Genomic DNA, 16,381 nt, shown 5'->3' with positions numbered 1-16,381 from the left:
GCGGGCCAGGCTTACGGCATGGCGCGCGCCGCGCGGCGCCGCGACACGCTCTCCCAGACGGCCACCAGCACCAGGATCAGCGTGGTCAGGCCGCCCACCATCAGGTTGTCGGTCACATACGACACGGGCGCCAGCGCCGCCAGCAACACCAGCCCGACCATGTGTGATAGCGGAAAGCGCGCGTACACCACCGTTTTGTAGATGCCGTTGCCCAGCAGGTAGAGCGCGGGGCCGCCGATCAGTGCAGCCGCGGCCGGGGTGGCGATGCGGCCGTCGGGATGCAGGATGACGAGTTCATTGGCCACGGCCGACACGATGACGCCTGCGATCAGAATCACGTGCACGTAGTGGAAGTAGGCGCCGATGCGGCCCGGGTCCGAGGAATGCACGATGGCTTCGCTGCCGTCCTTGCTGCTGGTGTCGAAATACACCCACCACATGGCTGCCGTGCCCAGGAAGGCCACCAGCAGCGCGATCAGCGTGGGGGCGTCCCAGTGCGGGTGTTCGCCCAGCGTGGCGCCCGTGATCAGCAGGGTTTCGCCCAGCGCCACGATCACGAACAACTGGCACCGTTCCGCCAGATGCCCGCCTTCGATCGTCCAGTCGCTGGTGTAAGACCGGCCCATGCCGGGCAGGCGGAAGCCGAACATCGGCGAAATGTACTCGCACGCCACGGCCAGGATCCACAGCGCCAGCCGCGCTTCGCCCGAGGCCAGGCCGCCCGCGATCCAGAGCACGGCGGAGATGCCCAGCCATCCCAGCATGCGCCGGAAATTGTCGGCCAGCGGGTGGTTCGGCCCCAGGTGCAGCACGATGAACGCCGTACGTCCGACCTGTAGCAGCGCGTAGCAGACGGCGAAAATCAGGCCGTTGTCGCCAAATGCGCCGGGCAGGACCGCGGCGGCGATCAGGCCCACGAGCATCACCGCGAACAGCATGATCCGCATGGGGATGGCGTCGGGATCGAACCAGTTGGTGACCCAGCACGTGTACTGCCATCCCAGCCAGACCGCGAACCACAACACCAGCGTATGCACGGCGCCCATCAGCGTCAGGTCGCGCAGCAGGCTGTGCGACAGCTGCGTCACGGCAAAGACGTACACCAGGTCGAAGAACAATTCCACATAAGTGACGCGGGCTTCGTGGCCGTCCCGGCGGCGAAGCAGCGTGGCGCTGGCAAGAAAGTTCATGGCGGGCGCGTCCGGTAGGTAGGGGCGCTGCCAGATTACTGCAAGGCGCGGGCGGGGAAATGTCAATGATTCAAAAGCGGCGCCGGACGTCGCGCGGACGCGACGGCGGGGGCGCGAGCCGATCAGGCGATACCGGCCTTAGTGGGTCTGCCGGCCGCCGCTGACCATCCAGCGCGTTCCGAACCGGTCCACCAGCGCGCCATACGCCTCGGCCCAGAACGTCTTCTGCAACGGCATGGTCACCGTGCCGCCGTCGGACAATTGCTCGAACACGCGTTGCGCATCCGACACCGTGGGATACGCCAGCGACAGCGCCATGCCCTTCTTGCCGGGATAAGGGTGCCCGGCGGTCGCGTCGCTGCCCATCAGGGTCTGCTCGTCCAGGGCCAGCCGTGCATACATGATGCGTTCGGCATCGTCGGCGGACAGGGCGGGCATGGCGGCGTCGGGCGGGGCGTCGGCGTAGCGGATCATGGCTTCGATCCGGCCGCCCAGCACGCGCTCGTAGAAGTGCAGGGCGTCGGCGCAGTTGCCGTCGAAGCTCAGGTAGGCGGAGAGTTGGGGCATGGTGTCTTCCTGGTTGGGCGGGCAGGTGCCGGGGCAGCCGTGGCCGATCTATGATGGAAGGCCCGACCCGTGAGACTTGAAGGAGCCCGGCCATGCAACAAGGTAGCTGCCACTGCGGACAGTTCAGATTTGAAGTCGATGGCGACGTGTCGCAGGTTCTGGAGTGCAACTGTTCCCACTGTAGCCGCAAAGGCTATTTGCTGTGGTTTGTGCCGCGTGCGCAGCTGCGCATCACGTCGCCCACGCAAAGTCTGTCCACCTACAAATTCAACAAGCATGTGATTGCGCACCATTTTTGCGCCAATTGCGGTTGCGCGCCGTTTGGTTTCGGGGCCAGCCCCAAGGGCGAAGAGACCGCGGCGGTCAATGCGCGATGCCTGGAAAACGTGGACCTCAATGCCTTGACGCGTATCCCGTACGATGGCCGCAATGTGTGAAATCGGGCGTATGAACCCTCAACAACGTAAAGGAACCCGCGCATGAGCACGGTCAAATTGCTGTCGGACGAGGATGTCCGCAAAAGCCCCGAGGCGTGGGCGGTGTTTGAGGATATCCGTGCCACGCGTAAATCGGATTTCGTCAACAATTTCTGGCGCGCGCTGGCCAATGACCCGCCGCAGTTGCAGCGCGTCTGGGCGCAACTCAAGCAGGTGATGATGGCGGAAGGTGAGCTGTCCCCGCTGGTGCGCGAAATGATCTACATCGCCGTGTCCACGGCCAACGGGTGTTCGTATTGCGTGCATTCGCACACGGCGGCCGCCAAGGCCAAGGGCATGACCGACGGCCAGCACGCCGAACTGTTGTCGGTCATCGGCATGGCGGCGCAGACCAACGCAATGGTGACGGCCATGCAGGTGCCGGTGGACGCCGCGTTCGACGTCAAGTAGGAGGCCACCATGGCGCTGATCCCGCTGTTCCCCTTATCCAATGCGCTGTTTCCCGCCGGCGTGCTGCATCTGCGCATTTTCGAGGTGCGCTACCTGGATATGATCCGCCGCTGTATCGCGGACGGCAGCGAGTTCGGCGTGGTGGGCCTCTTGGCGGGCAGCGAAGTCCGTTCGCCCGAAGGCGTCGAGACCCTGGCCCCCGTGGGCACGATGGCCCGCATCGCGTCCTGGGACGCGCCGATGCCCGCGTTGCTGCAGGTGCGCTGCATCGGCACCAGCCGATTCCGGCTGCTTTCCAGCGAGGTGGCAAAATACGGTCTTTGGATGGGCCAGACCGAGCCCATCGCCGACGATCCGCCCACGCCGGTGCCGGCGTCCATGCAGGCCAGCGCCGATGCCCTGGGCCGGCTGGTGGCGCAATGGCAGCAGGACGGCGTGCCGGCCGACCGGATGCCGCTGGCGCCGCCGTACCGGCTGGACGACTGCGGCTGGGTGGCGGACCGCTGGTGCGAACTGCTGCCGCTGCCGCCGGACGACAAGGCCCGGCTGTTGGGCCTGACGGACCCCGAGGCCCGGTTGGCGGCTATTCAGGACTTGTTGCGCGGCCAAGGGCTGGCGTAGCGGGTCGCCGGTGCAAACGCCGGGCGAGTAACCTTTTTGGACATCATGGATATCAGGATTGACGAGGGCCTGCGCGCCTATATTGACCCCTTGACCGAAGACGAGCACGAAGCGCTGGAGCGCAGCCTGCTGGCCGAGGGCTGCCGCGATGCGCTGGTGCTGTGGGGCGACTTGCTGGTGGACGGGCACAACCGCTACGCCATCTGCCAGAAGCACGGCATCGAATTCCAGACCCGGCAGAACACCACGTTCAAGTCGATGGAAGACGTGCACCTGTGGATGATCGAAAACCACCTGGGCCGGCGCAGCGTGTCGGACTTCCAGCGGGGTGTGCTGGCGCTGCGCAAGAAAGAGATCCTGCTGGCGCGCACGCCTCCAGAAGGCAGCGCGCCGCCCGACGCCGGGTCGGCTGACGCCACATCGTCTGAGGGTTCACCGCCTTGGGACGAGGATGCTCCTGGCACCGACGGCGCGCCACGCCTGCCGCCGAACATCTCCTGGACGCCACCCGTGCCCAGCCGCCAGGCGCTGGCGCGCGCGGCGCGCATCAGCAGCAATACGCTGGGCCAGATCGAAAAGATCCAGAAAGACGCCGCGCCGGAATTGGTGCGTGCGGTGAAAGAGGGCGCGATTTCGATCAATGCCGCCGCAGCAGTGGCGTCTTTGCCCGCCGAACGCCAGGCGGCGGCCGTGGCCGGTGGCAGGAAAGAGCTGCAGCAGGCGGCGCGCGAAGTGCGCCTGGCCAAGGCGCCGCCGCCCCGCGAAGCCCCGCCCGAGGTGCCGATCGAAAGCATCGCAGACCTGCCCGCCGAGGTGGCGCGTCTGCGCGGCGTCCTGGCGCGCCTGACAGACGAACGCGACCAGCTGAAAAAGAAGGTGATGCACCTGACGATCGCGCTGTCGGAAGCGCGCAATGGGGGCAGCGCGGGCGACGATTAAGGCGGAATACCGGATGGGAGTATGAATAAGGGATAACCCTTATTCATGCAACGGCTGCGACAGCGAGCAAGTGATTCGAAAAGCTGATTTCGGTTTCGCATCGCCAAGTTGCCCATAACTTGCACCCCTCGGCCGAGCCCATGTCCAACTCCAGGGCCAGCCAGTTGCGCGCTGCCATGACATGTTTGTCGTGCCCAGGGAAAGGCATCACTTCCGCAACGTACTGCACGTCGATGTTTTGAGGTTGCTTGGCATTGCTGTTCAACCAGGAGAGAAACAGCCGCTCCATCACGCCCATGAGCGAAGGATGAACCACGGCGGACGAGGTGAACTGGTGGATCTGGGACCAAGTCTCTGTTGCAGGCAGGTCCTTGCGGTAGGCCGTGCCCCAGGCTGCAACGTGCACGTCGCCCGACACCAGGGACACGCGGATCTTCTTGTCGCGCGCCAATTGGGAAAACACTTCCAGGAGGCGTTTGCGCTCACCTTCGTGGTCGTCGTGGGACCAGTGATCCTTCAAGTCGTCGGCATTGCTGTCCGTGACGTGGTCTTGTCCGAACTTGTCCATCAGCAGCTCGGCCAGGGGCAGTTTGGGGTGCACGACGGGCACCGAGGACATGAACAGAAGATGCTGGCAAGCACTCTTGGGTTGTGCGCCCGCGTTGCCGGATTTCAGGCTGTCGGTCCAATTCTTGATTTGGCCCCAGGTGTCCGAGCCCATCACCTGTGTCCGCGAGCGTTCGGTGCGCAGATCGGCCGCCAGGATGGTCACCGGCCCGATGGCGTACGCGGAAGTGAATCCCGGCTGGCCGTCCAGCAGGGGCAGCGCCAACGCATCCTTGGCGAGTACCTGACTCCACACGATGGGCTTGAGCAGCGGGTCTTGTCGGGAAAAACCCGCTGGCGTCGTGTCTTCCTGTTGGGGCAGGTCGTCCAGCGCATGCTGCATCTGAAACACCCAGAAGGCGCGTCGGGCGTGGCGGAACAGCGTCTGAAAGAGTGGGCTGTTCTGCATCTGGCAGCTGTACGAACCCCAGCCGTCGAAGATGTCGTGGTCGTCCCACATCATGACGGTCGGCATCGACGCCATCGCCGCGGTCGCATCTAGCGTGGCCGTTGGCGACGACCAGGGCTTGCGCTCGCTGGGCAGCCAGCGTTGCTTGTACAGTCCGAAGTAGTAGGCCTCGATCTCGCGGTCCAGCGCCTTGGTGACCTTGAACTCCAATTGCGCCTGCCGAGGCAAGGCCACCCACCGGCGCAGCGCCTTAACGTCTTCCCAGATCGAGTCGAAGTAGATCTGGTCGCCTCCCATGAGCATGAGATGAAAGCGCTGCAGGCCCTTGTCATGGATGCGCTTCTCATGCCACAACTGCTCTTTGTCCAGCAGCTTGGTTTCGCCTGCACCCTGTTCTTTTCGCAGTTCGCGGTCGTGGCTGTAGAGCAGGTCTTCCCACACCGCGTCCGACGTCCGGATGAGCTTTCGCATCACGGCCGGGTCCGAAAACCCATTGCACGACACATAGGCCATGCGCGGCGAGAAATCCTTGCCGGGTACCGTCATCCGCCACGTCAATCCACCTGAAATACCGTAACTCACGGTGCGCTCGTTCTTCAATATCTTGCAGGACAGGTCGTAGCGCAGATAGAATTCGCCGTTGATGGCCAATAGCTCCTTTGGCGCGGCGCAAGCCATGCCGTCGACCTCCAGTGCAGGCGTGACGGCGCCCGCCTTGAGGCCCACCAGCGCGCTTACTTTCCAGACGTCACCTTTTCCGACACCACGGAACGACAACACAGGCCCCAGTAGCAGATCTTTTTCATTCATGATCAGCCTCCTCAGCTAGTCATTTCTTTCGCTACTACCTTGACGATCCGGGTACGAGCAATTCACGCCGCCTCCCACAACGCCGCTGTCAGGCCCAGCAACAGCAGCATCGCCGACGCGATGAACCATCGCACGGTTTTCCGGTATTCATCCTCGGCTTCATCCTCCAAACGCAAGGCGCGGTAAAGAGCAATTATCTGCAGCAGGCTGGCGAGCAACAAGGACACGCCTGGCAGCACGGACAGCGCGCTCCAATCGCCCGGCGCGTCCAAGCCCCAGTAGCGCAGGAAACCCAGCGAAAAGCCCAGCAATACCGTGATGGCCGTAATCAATCCGGCCCGATAGCCCTGGGGCAGTGCGTGTGGCCTGTGGCTGCGGGTCCGTACCAAGTCGTCGTCTGGTGTTTCCGGTGTCATCATTGAGATACTCCGCACTGAGTACGCTACGGCCTACCCGCTACCGGTTGATCTGGGAGCGAAAGCTGAACTCCTGCTGTCACGCGGGGTCAGGTTGAATTGATTATGGCTGATATCGCAGCGCACTGTGGCTGTTGAACCCCCCGTGTCGCAGCCCTGTGCCTTGTCGCCGTGCTTGCCGGCTGCTCGTCGACCGGTTCAGCGAACGATGTTGGGCCGGGGTGCGAATAAAAGGTGTCGAACGGCGGCGACCAACCGCCGAATCACGAATAAGGGATAACCCTTAAATGCAAAATTCACGAATAAAATTCCTGAATGACTGGGAATTTATATCGTTTTGAGGAACACCCCCTGGGGCCTTGTAATGCGTGTTCGCTTAACGCTGTCCACGCATCTACCCCAGACTCCCTCATGAATCCCATCGGATACCGCATTCTTTCCCGGCCCGCCCCGGCCGTCGCCGCTGACGTGCTGGCCGGCTTCGCCGCCATTGGCTCAGCCCAGATCAGCGACTGCATGAACCGCCTGTACGGCGTGTCGGGCCTGCGCCCGATGCATGCCTGCACGCGTCGCACCGTCGGCCTGGCGCTGACCGTCAAGACCCGCCCGGGCGATAACCTGATGATCCACAAGGCGATTTCGCTGGGTGGCGCGGGCGACGTGATCGTCGTCGACGGCGCCGGCGACACCAGCAACGCGCTGGTCGGCGAACTGATGATGATGGATGCGCAATCGCGCGGCATCGAGGGCTTTGTGATCGACGGCGCCGTACGCGACCTGGACGTCTTCGCCCAGGGCGAATTCGGCTGCTTCGCGCGCGCCGCGTCGCACAAGGGCCCGTACAAGGATGGCCCGGGCGAAATCAATGTGCCGGTGTCCGTGGGCGGCCAGGTGGTCAACCCGGGCGACGTGGTCGTGGGCGACGCCGACGGCGTGGTGGTGATCCCCGCCGAATTCGCCGCGGCCGTGCTGGCCCTGGCGCAGAAGAAGGAAGCGGACGAAGCCGTGGCCAAGGAAAAGCTGCGCGCCGGCACCTACACCAAGCCCTGGCTGGAAAAGACCCTGGCCGAGAAGATGGGAGCCGCCAAATGAGCATCGTCGCTGACCGCATCAAGCGCATCAAGCTGTCGCCCAGCGTCGCCGCGCGCGCCATCATCGCCGAACTGCGCGAGCAGGGCCGCCGCATCATCGACCTGACGATCGGCGAGCCCGACTTTTCGACGCCGGAACACATCCGCCAGGCCGCCACCGCCGCCATGAACCGCGGCGAAACCAAATACCCGCCCGCGCAGGGCACGGTTGCCTTGCGCCGCGCCGCGCGCGGCCATCTGCTGGAAGCGACCGGGGTGGATTACCCCGTGGCGCAAATCATCGTCTCTACCGGCGCCAAGCAGGTGATCTTCAATGGCCTGGCCGCCACGCTGAACGAGGGCGACGAGGTGCTGATTCCCGCGCCGTTCTGGGTGTCGTACCCGGACATGGTGCTGGTCAACGGCGGCACGCCGGTCGCGGTGCAGACCTCGCCCGCCACGGACTACAAGGTCACCCCAGAAGCGCTGGAGCGCGCCATCACGCCGCGCACCAAGTGGCTGATGATGAACGCGCCCAGCAACCCGACGGGCTCGGTCTACACGGCCGACGAACTGCGCGGCCTGACCGACGTGCTCAAGCGCCATCCGCACGTATGGCTGATGACCGACGACATTTACGCCCGCCTGAACTTCACCGGCGAACCGACCGTGCATCCGTTGCAGGTCGCGCCGGAACTGGCCGCCCGCACGCTGGTGGTCAACGGGGTGTCCAAGGCTTACGCCATGACGGGTTGGCGCATCGGCTACGGCGCCGGCCCCGATGAACTCATCAAGGCGATGGCGATCCTGCAGTCCCAGAGCACGTCGGGCGCATCGTCCGTCAGCCAGGCTGCGGCGCTGGAAGCGCTGTCCGGTCCGCAGGATTGCGTGACCGAGTTCGCCCAAGTCTTCCGCGAACGCCGCGACCTGGCGATCGCCGAATTGTCCGGCGCGCCGGGCCTGGCGATCGTCGTGCCGCAAGGCGCGTTCTACGTCTTTCCGGACTGCTCGGGTCTGTTGGGCAAGAAGACGCCTGCCGGCGACGTGATCGCCACCGACACCGACCTGACGCACTATCTGCTGCGCGAAGCCGGCGTGGCTGTCATCGACGGCCACGCCTACGGCGCGCCGGGCACGTTCCGGCTGTCGTTCGCCGCGTCCCTGGACGATATCAAGCAGGGATGCGCCGCCATCCGCGAGGCCTGCGCCAAGCTGGCCTGAGCCGGCGCCACGCATTTCATTCCAGTACGACCACCACACAAACAGACAAGGGGAATCAACCATGAAACGCCACACTCTCTTCGCCGCCTGCCTGGGCCTGGCCACCCTGGCGCTGGGCGCCGCCGCCCAGGCCGATCAGGTCGACGACATCAAGGCGCGCGGCGAACTCGTCTGCGGCACGCTGGGCACCTCGCAGCCGTTCAGCTTCCAGGACGGCGCCACGCGCCAACTGGTGGGCTACGACGTCGACGTGTGCAAGCTCGTCGCCGACAAGCTGGGCGTGAAGGTCAACTACAAGTTGCTGTCGGTGGCGGCGCGCGTGCCGGAACTGAACGAAGGCCGCGTGGACATCCTGGCGGCCAACCTGGGTTATTCGCCTGACCGCGCCGAACAGATCGCCTTCAGCCACGCCTACTACGTCAGCCCGCAGAAGCTGCTGGTGCGCAAGGACTCGGGGCTGGACACCGTGGAAGCCCTGAACGGCCGCCGCGTCGGCGCCACCAAGGGCTCCAGCTCGGAGCGCGAGATCAAGCGCATCCTGAACAAGTCCCAGGTCATCGGCTACGGCGACAGCTCGGCCACCTATCTGGCCTTGCAGCAGAAGAAGGTGGACGCGCAGTTCGCCTCTGAACTGGTGCTTGCGCGCCTGGTGCTGCAAAGCCCGCCGACCGCGCCCGTCAGCGTGATCGCCAAGTCGGTGTTCGACGAACCCTGGGGCCTGGGCGTGCGCAAGTCGGAACCGCGTTTCCTGCAGACGGTGAACCAGGCGCTGGATGAAGCGGAAAGCTCGGGCGCGGCCGCCAAGCTGTTTGACAAGTGGTTCGGCCCCGAAACGCCGTACAAGCTGGAACGCGGCTTCAAGATCGGCCCCATCGCCGGCTGAAAGACCGCTGACCCCAGCGCGGCCCGCATGTCCCCGTCACGGTTTCCGGCGTCCGCCCAGGTGGGCGGCCGGAGCCCGTGACGTTTGGCGTGGGCCGCGCGATTGCAGGAGATTGATTGCTTTATGAGCCTACTTGACGCTTCCCAATACCAGCTGCTGGCCAGCGGCATGCTGGTCACCGTGCAGCTGTTCCTGGTTGCCTGGGTGATGGCCTTCACGATCGCGGTGACGCTGGTCGTGGTGCGCGCCACCAACCTGGCGCCGTGCCGCTGGGTGGTCGATGCCTACGTGGAATACCACCGCAACGTGCCGCTGCTGGTGCAGGTGCTGTTCTGGTACTTCGGCATGCCTGAACTGCTGCCCGAGGGCTTTCGCATGTGGCTGTACGAGCACAACGCCGAGATGTCGCTGGCGGCGATCGCGCTGGCGCTGGGCTCGGCCGCCTACATCGCCGAAGACATTCGCAGCGGGCTGCGCGCCATCCCGGGCACGCAGTTCGAAGCGGCCCGGGCGCTGGGCGCCAGCTATCTGCAGTGCATGCGCTTCGTGATCGTGCCGCAGGCCGTGCGCATTTCCATCCCGCCGCTGGTGGGCCGCGCGCTGCTGCTGTTCAAGAACACCAGCGTGGCCATGGCGATCGGCGTGATGGAACTGACCTACCAGGCCCGCGAGATCGAAAACGAGACCTACCGCACCTTCGCCACCTTCGGCGCGGCGACGATCATGTACCTGCTGGGATCGTTCCTGATCATGGCAATCGGATCGCGCATCTACGCCCGTTATCGTCTGAACCGCGGAGGCCACGGTGCTTGATCTGCTACTGCAATACTGGCCCACGCTGCTGGTCGGCCAATACCCCAACGGCCCGCTGGGCGGACTGGTTCTCACGCTGATCCTGGCGGCACTGGGCCTGGCGATGTCGATGCCGCTGGCGCTGCTGATTGCGCTGGCCCGGGTCAGCCCGTTCGGCTGGCTGCGCGTGGCCAGCAAGGCGCTGGTCAACGTGGTGCGCGGCATGCCGCTACTGATGCTGATCTTCTGGGCCTACTTCGTGGTGCCGAAACTGACCGGTCAGGTCGTCAGCGGCTTCTGGACGCTGATCTTCGCGCTGGTGGTCTATGAAAGCGCGTACCTGTCGGAAGTGATCCGTTCGGGCATCGAGGCGGTGCCGCGCGGGCAGATCGAGGCGTCCCGTTCGCTGGGCGTGGGCTACTGGACGACGATGCGCAAGGTGGTGCTGCCGCAGGCGCTCTTTAACGTGTTGCCCAGCATGACCAGCCAGTTCGTGTCGACCGTCAAGGAGACGTCGCTGGGCTATGTCATCAGCGTCAACGAACTGACCTTCGCGGCCAACCAGGTCAACAACCTGGTGCTGACTCAGCCGCTGCAGGTGTTCGGCATCCTGGCCATCATCTATTTCCTGGTGTGCTTCAGCCTGAGCCGCGGCTTGAGCTGGCTGGACCTGCGTATCCGCCGCTCGCGCGCCATGGCTTAAAGCAAGGACAAAACATGATCAATCTTGAAAAAGTGAACAAGTGGTACGGCGCGCATCACGTGCTGAAGGACGTGGACCTGTCGGTGGCGCGCGGCGAAGTGCTGGTGGTGTGCGGCCCGTCGGGGTCGGGCAAGTCCACCATGATCCGCACGATCAACCGCCTGGAACCCATCGAAAAGGGCCGCATCCTGATCGACGGCGCGGACATCTACGCCAAGGGCGCGAATCTGAATGCGCTGCGCCAGAAGATCGGCTTCGTGTTCCAGCAGTTCAACCTGTTCCCGCACATGAGCGTGCTGGAAAACGTGATCTTCGCGCCCGTGAACATCCGCAAGCAGTCCCGCAAGGACTCCGTGGCGCTGGCGAAAAGCCTGCTGGAACGCGTGGGCCTGGAACACAAGATCGACGCCTATCCGGGGGCCTTGTCGGGCGGACAGCAGCAGCGCGTGGCGATCGCCCGGGCGCTGGCCCTGCAACCGCCGGTGATGCTGTTCGATGAGCCGACCAGCGCGCTGGACCCCGAGATGGTGGGTGAGGTGCTGCAGGTGATGAAGGGCCTGGCCAAGGATGGCATGACGATGGTGTGCGTGACCCACGAAATGGGTTTCGCGCGCGATGTCTGCGACCGGGTCGTCTTCATGGACGGCGGCGAGATCCTGGAAATGGATACGCCCGAGCGCTTCTTCAGCGCGCCGTCCCATCCGCGCGCGCAGCGCTTCCTGGCCGACATCCTGCATCCGCGCGGCTAAGGTCGCGGCAAGCAGCGCGGCGGCGATGTTAAGGTGAGGGTTTCCATGCGTTTCGCATCGACCGCCGCGATGTACACCCTTAAACAGCTAGAGGCTTTTTACTGGAGCTCCGAATTGGGCAGCTTCAGCGCGTCGTCCCGCAAACTGCACACCACGCAGTCGGCAGTGGCCAAGCGGGTGGGCGAGCTTGAAGCCTTTGCCGGGTCGCCCCTGTTCGAGCGCCGGGCCAAGAAGCTGGTGATGACGCCGCAAGGGCGCAAACTCTTCGAACTGGCGCGCGAAATGCTGGATCTGAACAGCCGCATCGTGCAGAACATGGCCGATCCGGCCAGTTTCGAAGGCGTGCTGCGGCTGGGCGTGACCGAACTGGTGGGCATGACGTGGCTGGCGCGGCTGATCAACCAGATCAGCCAGCGCTACCCCCGCGTGCAGCTGATGCCCGAGATCGATGGCGGCATCACGCTGTACGAAAGGCTGGAGCAGGACCAGATCGACCTGGCCATCATGCCCGGGCCGTTCTGGAGCTACCAGTACGACTGCACGCATCTGGGCGCCGTCACCAATGTCTGGATGGCCAGCCCCGCGCTGGACATCGATTTCGCAGCCCGCCTGACGCCGCAGGATTTGGCGCCGTACCCCGTGATTTCGCAGCCTACGAATTCGGCCTTGTCGCACCTGTATGACGCGTGGTTCGCCGAGCAGGGCCTGCCGGTCAAGCGCGTGCTGACCTGCAACAGCCTGGGGATGATGGCGCAGCTGACGATGCTGGGCCTGGGCATCAGCTATCTGCCGGGCGCGTATTTCGCGCCGCTGGTCGAGCGCGGCGCGCTCTGCCAGTTGAACGTGCAGCCGGACCTGCCCACCATCAATTACTACGCCGTGCACAAGAAGAACATCGTCAACCCGATCGTGTCGCGGGTGATCGATATTGCGCGCGAGGAATGCGCGTTCGAAGTGGCGGGGGCATTCCTGCCCCACGTGCCGCCGGCCGCCTTGCGGCGCCAAGCCTAGGCGGCAGGCCGGCGAGCGCCGGCCCCCAAGGCGGTCTTAGCCGCAGCGGATCGCCGTCATGACGTCCTTGTCGTCCACGATCAGATTCAGGCGGGTCGCGTTGTATTCCATGGTGACAAGCTGGCCGGGGCGCAGGATGCGCGCGGTCGTGCTGCCGCTGCGCGAGCGCAGGTCTTCCATGACCGATTGGGTGGCCTTCTGGCCAATCTGCGATTGCAGGGCGCCGGCATCGCACGTCTTGCCGCTGGTGGCGCCGGGGATGTTTGACGACGATCCATAGGAGGATCCGCCATAGCTCGCGCCGCCGGACGAATCCGAGGAGCTTGACGCGCTGGAGGAGCTGGAGGCTGCCGGCGCGCTGCTGGACGACGACGACGTTCCCGTATTGGCGCATGCGCTCAAACTGGCAACCAGAAGGAAAGGGATCAGCTTGCGGATCATGTAAAGCTCCTTACAACTACGCGACAAAAAAGCCATGATAGACCAGCCGGGGCGGACTGTAATCAGGGGCCGCCGGCCGGCTGCATGCCGGGCAGCGCAGGCAGCCGGTCGGCCAGGAACTGGATCAGCAACCGGGCCCGCAACGCCTGGTAGCGGCGCGAGGGGTAGATCAGGAAAGCCTCTTGCGGCGCGCCGCTCCATTCGGGTAGAACGCGCAGCAATTGCCCGTCGGCCACCAGGTCCTCGACCAGCCAGGCGGGGCACAGTCCCAGGCCGGCTCCCATCGCCAGCGTTTCGCGGATGGCCAGGGCGTTGTTGACGCGGTAGCGCCCCTGGGTCTGGACGGTGGCGCGCGAGGCGCCGTGGTGCAGTTCCAGGGTGTCGCCGCCCGGCAGCCACGCGAACCGGACGTAATCGTGGGCGGTCAGGTCCTCAGGCGTGCGGGGCTTGCCGTGCCGGGCCAGATAGGAAGGCGCCGCCACCAGGTGGCGCGGTGACAGGGCCGCCTTGCGGGCGATGGCATTGGGCGGCAGGTCGCCGCCCAGGCGCAGCGCCACGTCCACGCCTTCTTCCACCAGGTCGACAAAGCGGTCGTTCAGGATCAATTCGACCTGGATGTCGGGATAGGCGTCCAGGAATTCCCGGATCAGCGCATTCAGCCGGAACTGCCCGAGTGCGACCGGGGCGTTGATCCGCAGGAAGCCGGCGGGCTGCTCCGTTTGGCCGCGGGCGTCGGCCACGGCTTCGGCATATTCCTCCAGCACGCGGTTTGCGCGTTCGTAGAAGCGTTTGCCTTGTTCGGTGGGCACGACGCGGGTCGTGCTGCGTTCCAGTAACCGCACGTTCAGGTCTTTCTCCAGCGCGGCGACGATCTTGCTCAGCGCTGGTTGGCTCAAGCCCAGTTCCCGGGCGGCGGCCGACAGCGTGCCGAGCTCCACGGCACGGACAAAGGCCCGCATGGCGCGCAGGGTATCCATGGTAAGCATTCCATTGTGGAAGAAGTGGTATGCATTTTACGGGCCTACCGGCATGATTTGGAAGAACCTATCGTGACGGTGTCGCGGTTGAAACCGCTATCCGTTTCCCAGGATTCCCTATGCCCCCCGCCATGAACCGCCGTTCTTTCGTCCGCACCGCCAGCCTGGCCGCTACGGGCCTGGTCTGGCGTCCATCCGCCACGCACGCGGCCGCTACCGCACCCGCTACCGCGCCCGCGCCGCAATCGTCCTGGGTCAGTTCGTGGTTCGCCAGCCCGCAGCCGTTATGGGACACGGCGTTCGTGCTGCCGACGGGCATGCCGGAGCAGGTGGCGGACCAGACGCTGCGCGAGACCGTCAAGATCAGCCTGGGCGGCAAGCGCCTGCGGGTGGTGCTGTCCAATCGATACGGCACACAGCCGCTCGTGATCGGCGCCGCCCGGGTGGCGCGGGCCCGGACGGGGGCGGCTATCGACCCTGCGTCGGATCGCGTCTTGCGCTTTGGCGGTCAGCCGGGCGTTACAATCGCGCCAGGCGCCCAGGCGATCAGCGATCCGGTGGATCTGCCCGTTGCCGCCTTGAGCGAACTGGCCATCAGCACCTATTTCCCGCAGCCGACGCCGGTGGCGACGTTCCACTGGGGCGCCCAGCAAACCGCGGCGCTGGCGCCGGGCGATGCCAGCGGCGCACCGGACCTGCCGGGCGCCGCCGCGTTGCAGGGCCGGGCGTTCCTGGCGGGCGTCTGGGTGGAAAGCGCGGCCGACACCCCGGTCGTCGTGGCGTTCGGGGACTCGTTGACGGACGGCAACGGATCGACACTCGGCGCCAACCGCCGCTGGCCGGATTTTCTGGCCCGCCGGCTGGCGCCGCAGGGCGTGGGCGTGGTTAATGCGGGCATTTCGGGCGCCCGGGTGTGGGGCGACAAGATGGGCGTGAACGCGATGGCGCGCTTCGAGGCCGACGTGCTGTCGCAACCCGGCGTGCGGACGGTGGTCTTGCTGATGGGCATCAACGATATCGGTTGGCCGGACAGCGGGTTTGCGCCCGGCGACGCACCGATGACCGCGGCGCGGCTGACCGAGGGCTACCGGCAGTTGGCCGAGGCTGCGCGCGCCCGCAACGTGCGCATCGTCGGGGCCACCATCGCGCCCTACGAGGGCTCGCTGCACGGCACGCCGCTGGCCGGCCATTACAGCGTGGCTAAGGACGCGGTGCGGCGCGAGGTGAACCGGTGGATCCGCAGCAGCGGCGTGTTCGATGCGGTGGTGGATATGGATGCCGTGCTGCGGGATCCATCGCATCCCGCGCGCCTGTTGCCCGCCTACGATTCGGGCGATCATCTGCATCCCGGGGACGCGGGCTATCAGGCGATGGCGCAGGCGCTGGACGACGGCATCCTGTTCGGCCGGTAGCCGGCCTGTGCGGCGCCGGGGCCGCCCGTCAATGGAAGTTGCGGCTTTGCGTGGCCAGTCCGCCCAGCAGGTCGGACAGGTCCACCAGCCGTTGCGCGATCAGGTGGCGCACGCCGTCCACGCTTTGCCAGGCGCCGTAGACGCCCAGCAGCTTGGCGCCCAGCAGTTCGCGACGCTGGCGTTCGATCAGTTCCGGCCGCACGACCACGTTGACGGGGCCGGTCTCGTCTTCCAGCGTCACGAAAATCACGCCCTTGGAGGTTTGCGGCCGCTGACGCACGGTGACGATGCCGCAGGCGCGCGCCACGCGCTTGTCTGGGTAGCGGTTCAGGACTTCGGCGGGCTGGAAATTGCGAGCCGCCAATTGGTCCCGCAGCAGCGCCACCGGGTGGCTGTGCAGCGTCAGGCCCACGCTGCGGTAGTCGGCGGCCACGGTCTGGCTTTCCGACGGCGCCTGCAACTGCGGCGCCTGGGTTTCTTCGATGGCGGCGTCGCGCAGCAAGTCGCGGCTTTGCACGCTGGCCGCCGCTTCCCAACTGGCTTGGCGCCGGTGGCCCGCCAGGGTGCGCAGCGCATCGCCCGCGGCCAGCGCGTTCAGGTCATGGCGGTTGAGCGCGGCGCGCCGGGCCAGGTCGCCGGTGTCGGTGTAAGGGGATTGCGCGCGCGCGTCCTCGATG

At 65.6% G+C, this 16,381-nt stretch carries 19 protein-coding genes; 12 read left to right on the top strand and 7 right to left on the bottom strand.

The genetic code is table 11. The features are described from left to right. Nucleotides 1-11: 11 nt before the first annotated feature. Nucleotides 12-1,190 (bottom strand): low temperature requirement protein A, encoded by a 1,179-nt coding sequence (locus tag AC27VE_RS17795; protein WP_488704582.1) that lies wholly within the window; start codon nucleotides 1,188-1,190, stop codon nucleotides 12-14. Between the two features lie 138 nt (nucleotides 1,191-1,328). Beyond that, the gene (locus tag AC27VE_RS17790; protein WP_006224412.1) at nucleotides 1,329-1,757 is read right to left on the bottom strand and encodes a VOC family protein; all 429 of its coding nucleotides are present in this window, start codon (nucleotides 1,755-1,757) and stop codon (nucleotides 1,329-1,331) included. 92 nt (nucleotides 1,758-1,849) lie between these two features. Here AC27VE_RS17790 and AC27VE_RS17785 point away from each other — a divergent pair, with 92 nt between their 5' ends. The 4 genes from AC27VE_RS17785 to AC27VE_RS17770 are packed head-to-tail and all read left to right on the top strand — an operon-like array spanning nucleotide 1,850 to nucleotide 4,204. Continuing rightward, on the top strand, nucleotides 1,850-2,194 hold the full coding sequence (locus AC27VE_RS17785) for a GFA family protein (RefSeq protein WP_488704581.1): 345 nt from the start codon (nucleotides 1,850-1,852) through the stop codon (nucleotides 2,192-2,194). 42 nt (nucleotides 2,195-2,236) lie between these two features. Then, on the top strand, nucleotides 2,237-2,644 hold the full coding sequence (locus AC27VE_RS17780; RefSeq protein WP_088587219.1) for a carboxymuconolactone decarboxylase family protein: 408 nt from the start codon (nucleotides 2,237-2,239) through the stop codon (nucleotides 2,642-2,644). 9 nt (nucleotides 2,645-2,653) lie between these two features. Then, complete coding sequence (locus tag AC27VE_RS17775) at nucleotides 2,654-3,265, top strand: LON peptidase substrate-binding domain-containing protein (RefSeq protein ID WP_280026067.1); 612 nt, start codon at nucleotides 2,654-2,656, stop codon at nucleotides 3,263-3,265. Nucleotides 3,266-3,310: 45 nt separating this feature from the next. Beyond that, complete coding sequence (locus AC27VE_RS17770) at nucleotides 3,311-4,204, top strand: ParB N-terminal domain-containing protein (RefSeq protein ID WP_488704580.1); 894 nt, start codon at nucleotides 3,311-3,313, stop codon at nucleotides 4,202-4,204. 43 nt (nucleotides 4,205-4,247) lie between these two features. On the opposite strand, the gene AC27VE_RS17765 is transcribed toward AC27VE_RS17770, so the two are convergent. Beyond that, nucleotides 4,248-6,029 carry an alkaline phosphatase D family protein gene (locus AC27VE_RS17765; protein ID WP_488704579.1) on the bottom strand — a complete coding sequence of 594 codons (1,782 nt, stop codon included), beginning with the start codon at nucleotides 6,027-6,029 and terminating at the stop codon, nucleotides 4,248-4,250. 62 nt (nucleotides 6,030-6,091) lie between these two features. Further along, complete coding sequence (locus AC27VE_RS17760) at nucleotides 6,092-6,448, bottom strand: hypothetical protein (RefSeq protein ID WP_088587222.1); 357 nt, start codon at nucleotides 6,446-6,448, stop codon at nucleotides 6,092-6,094. A 408-nt stretch (nucleotides 6,449-6,856) separates the two neighbouring features. Here AC27VE_RS17760 and AC27VE_RS17755 point away from each other — a divergent pair, with 408 nt between their 5' ends. The 7 genes from AC27VE_RS17755 (at nucleotide 6,857) to AC27VE_RS17725 (ending at nucleotide 12,874) form a co-directional block, all read left to right on the top strand. Continuing rightward, nucleotides 6,857-7,537, top strand: coding sequence for an RraA family protein (locus AC27VE_RS17755; RefSeq protein WP_424625770.1), 681 nt, complete (start codon nucleotides 6,857-6,859; stop codon nucleotides 7,535-7,537). Continuing rightward, complete coding sequence (locus AC27VE_RS17750; RefSeq protein WP_488704578.1) at nucleotides 7,534-8,736, top strand: aminotransferase class I/II-fold pyridoxal phosphate-dependent enzyme; 1,203 nt, start codon at nucleotides 7,534-7,536, stop codon at nucleotides 8,734-8,736. The genes AC27VE_RS17755 and AC27VE_RS17750 overlap by 4 nt, the downstream gene beginning before the upstream one ends. A 61-nt stretch (nucleotides 8,737-8,797) precedes the next feature. Beyond that, nucleotides 8,798-9,619, top strand: coding sequence for an ABC transporter substrate-binding protein (locus AC27VE_RS17745; protein ID WP_315131683.1), 822 nt, complete (start codon nucleotides 8,798-8,800; stop codon nucleotides 9,617-9,619). 123 nt (nucleotides 9,620-9,742) lie between these two features. Then, nucleotides 9,743-10,432, top strand: a complete 690-nt coding sequence (locus AC27VE_RS17740; RefSeq protein WP_315131686.1) for an amino acid ABC transporter permease — start codon at nucleotides 9,743-9,745, stop codon at nucleotides 10,430-10,432. After that, nucleotides 10,425-11,114, top strand: coding sequence for an amino acid ABC transporter permease (locus AC27VE_RS17735; protein ID WP_088587225.1), 690 nt, complete (start codon nucleotides 10,425-10,427; stop codon nucleotides 11,112-11,114). Before AC27VE_RS17740 ends, AC27VE_RS17735 begins: the two co-directional genes overlap by 8 nt. Nucleotides 11,115-11,128: 14 nt before the next feature. Next, entirely contained in the window at nucleotides 11,129-11,863 is a 735-nt protein-coding gene (locus AC27VE_RS17730) for an amino acid ABC transporter ATP-binding protein (protein ID WP_088587226.1), read from the top strand. A 45-nt stretch (nucleotides 11,864-11,908) separates the two neighbouring features. Next, nucleotides 11,909-12,874, top strand: a complete 966-nt coding sequence (locus AC27VE_RS17725; RefSeq protein ID WP_280026077.1) for a LysR family transcriptional regulator — start codon at nucleotides 11,909-11,911, stop codon at nucleotides 12,872-12,874. A 36-nt stretch (nucleotides 12,875-12,910) separates the two neighbouring features. On the opposite strand, the gene AC27VE_RS17720 is transcribed toward AC27VE_RS17725, so the two are convergent. Both AC27VE_RS17720 and AC27VE_RS17715 read right to left on the bottom strand, forming a co-directional pair. After that, complete coding sequence (locus tag AC27VE_RS17720) at nucleotides 12,911-13,315, bottom strand: I78 family peptidase inhibitor (protein WP_427957360.1); 405 nt, start codon at nucleotides 13,313-13,315, stop codon at nucleotides 12,911-12,913. A 62-nt stretch (nucleotides 13,316-13,377) separates the two neighbouring features. After that, nucleotides 13,378-14,292, bottom strand: a complete 915-nt coding sequence (locus tag AC27VE_RS17715; protein WP_488704577.1) for a LysR family transcriptional regulator — start codon at nucleotides 14,290-14,292, stop codon at nucleotides 13,378-13,380. 131 nt (nucleotides 14,293-14,423) lie between these two features. On the opposite strand from AC27VE_RS17715, the gene AC27VE_RS17710 reads away from it, so the two are divergent. Continuing rightward, nucleotides 14,424-15,704, top strand: coding sequence for an SGNH/GDSL hydrolase family protein (locus tag AC27VE_RS17710; protein WP_488704576.1), 1,281 nt, complete (start codon nucleotides 14,424-14,426; stop codon nucleotides 15,702-15,704). A 28-nt stretch (nucleotides 15,705-15,732) separates the two neighbouring features. On the opposite strand, the gene AC27VE_RS17705 is transcribed toward AC27VE_RS17710, so the two are convergent. Beyond that, nucleotides 15,733-16,381: OB-fold nucleic acid binding domain-containing protein (locus AC27VE_RS17705; protein WP_488704575.1), on the bottom strand; the 649-nt coding region annotated here is incomplete at its 5' end.

The organism is Achromobacter sp. 18P8.1.1 (assembly GCF_057799415.1).
The sequence above is the reverse complement of the archived record's forward strand: the minus strand, read 5'-3'. Positions and strand labels throughout refer to the sequence as shown.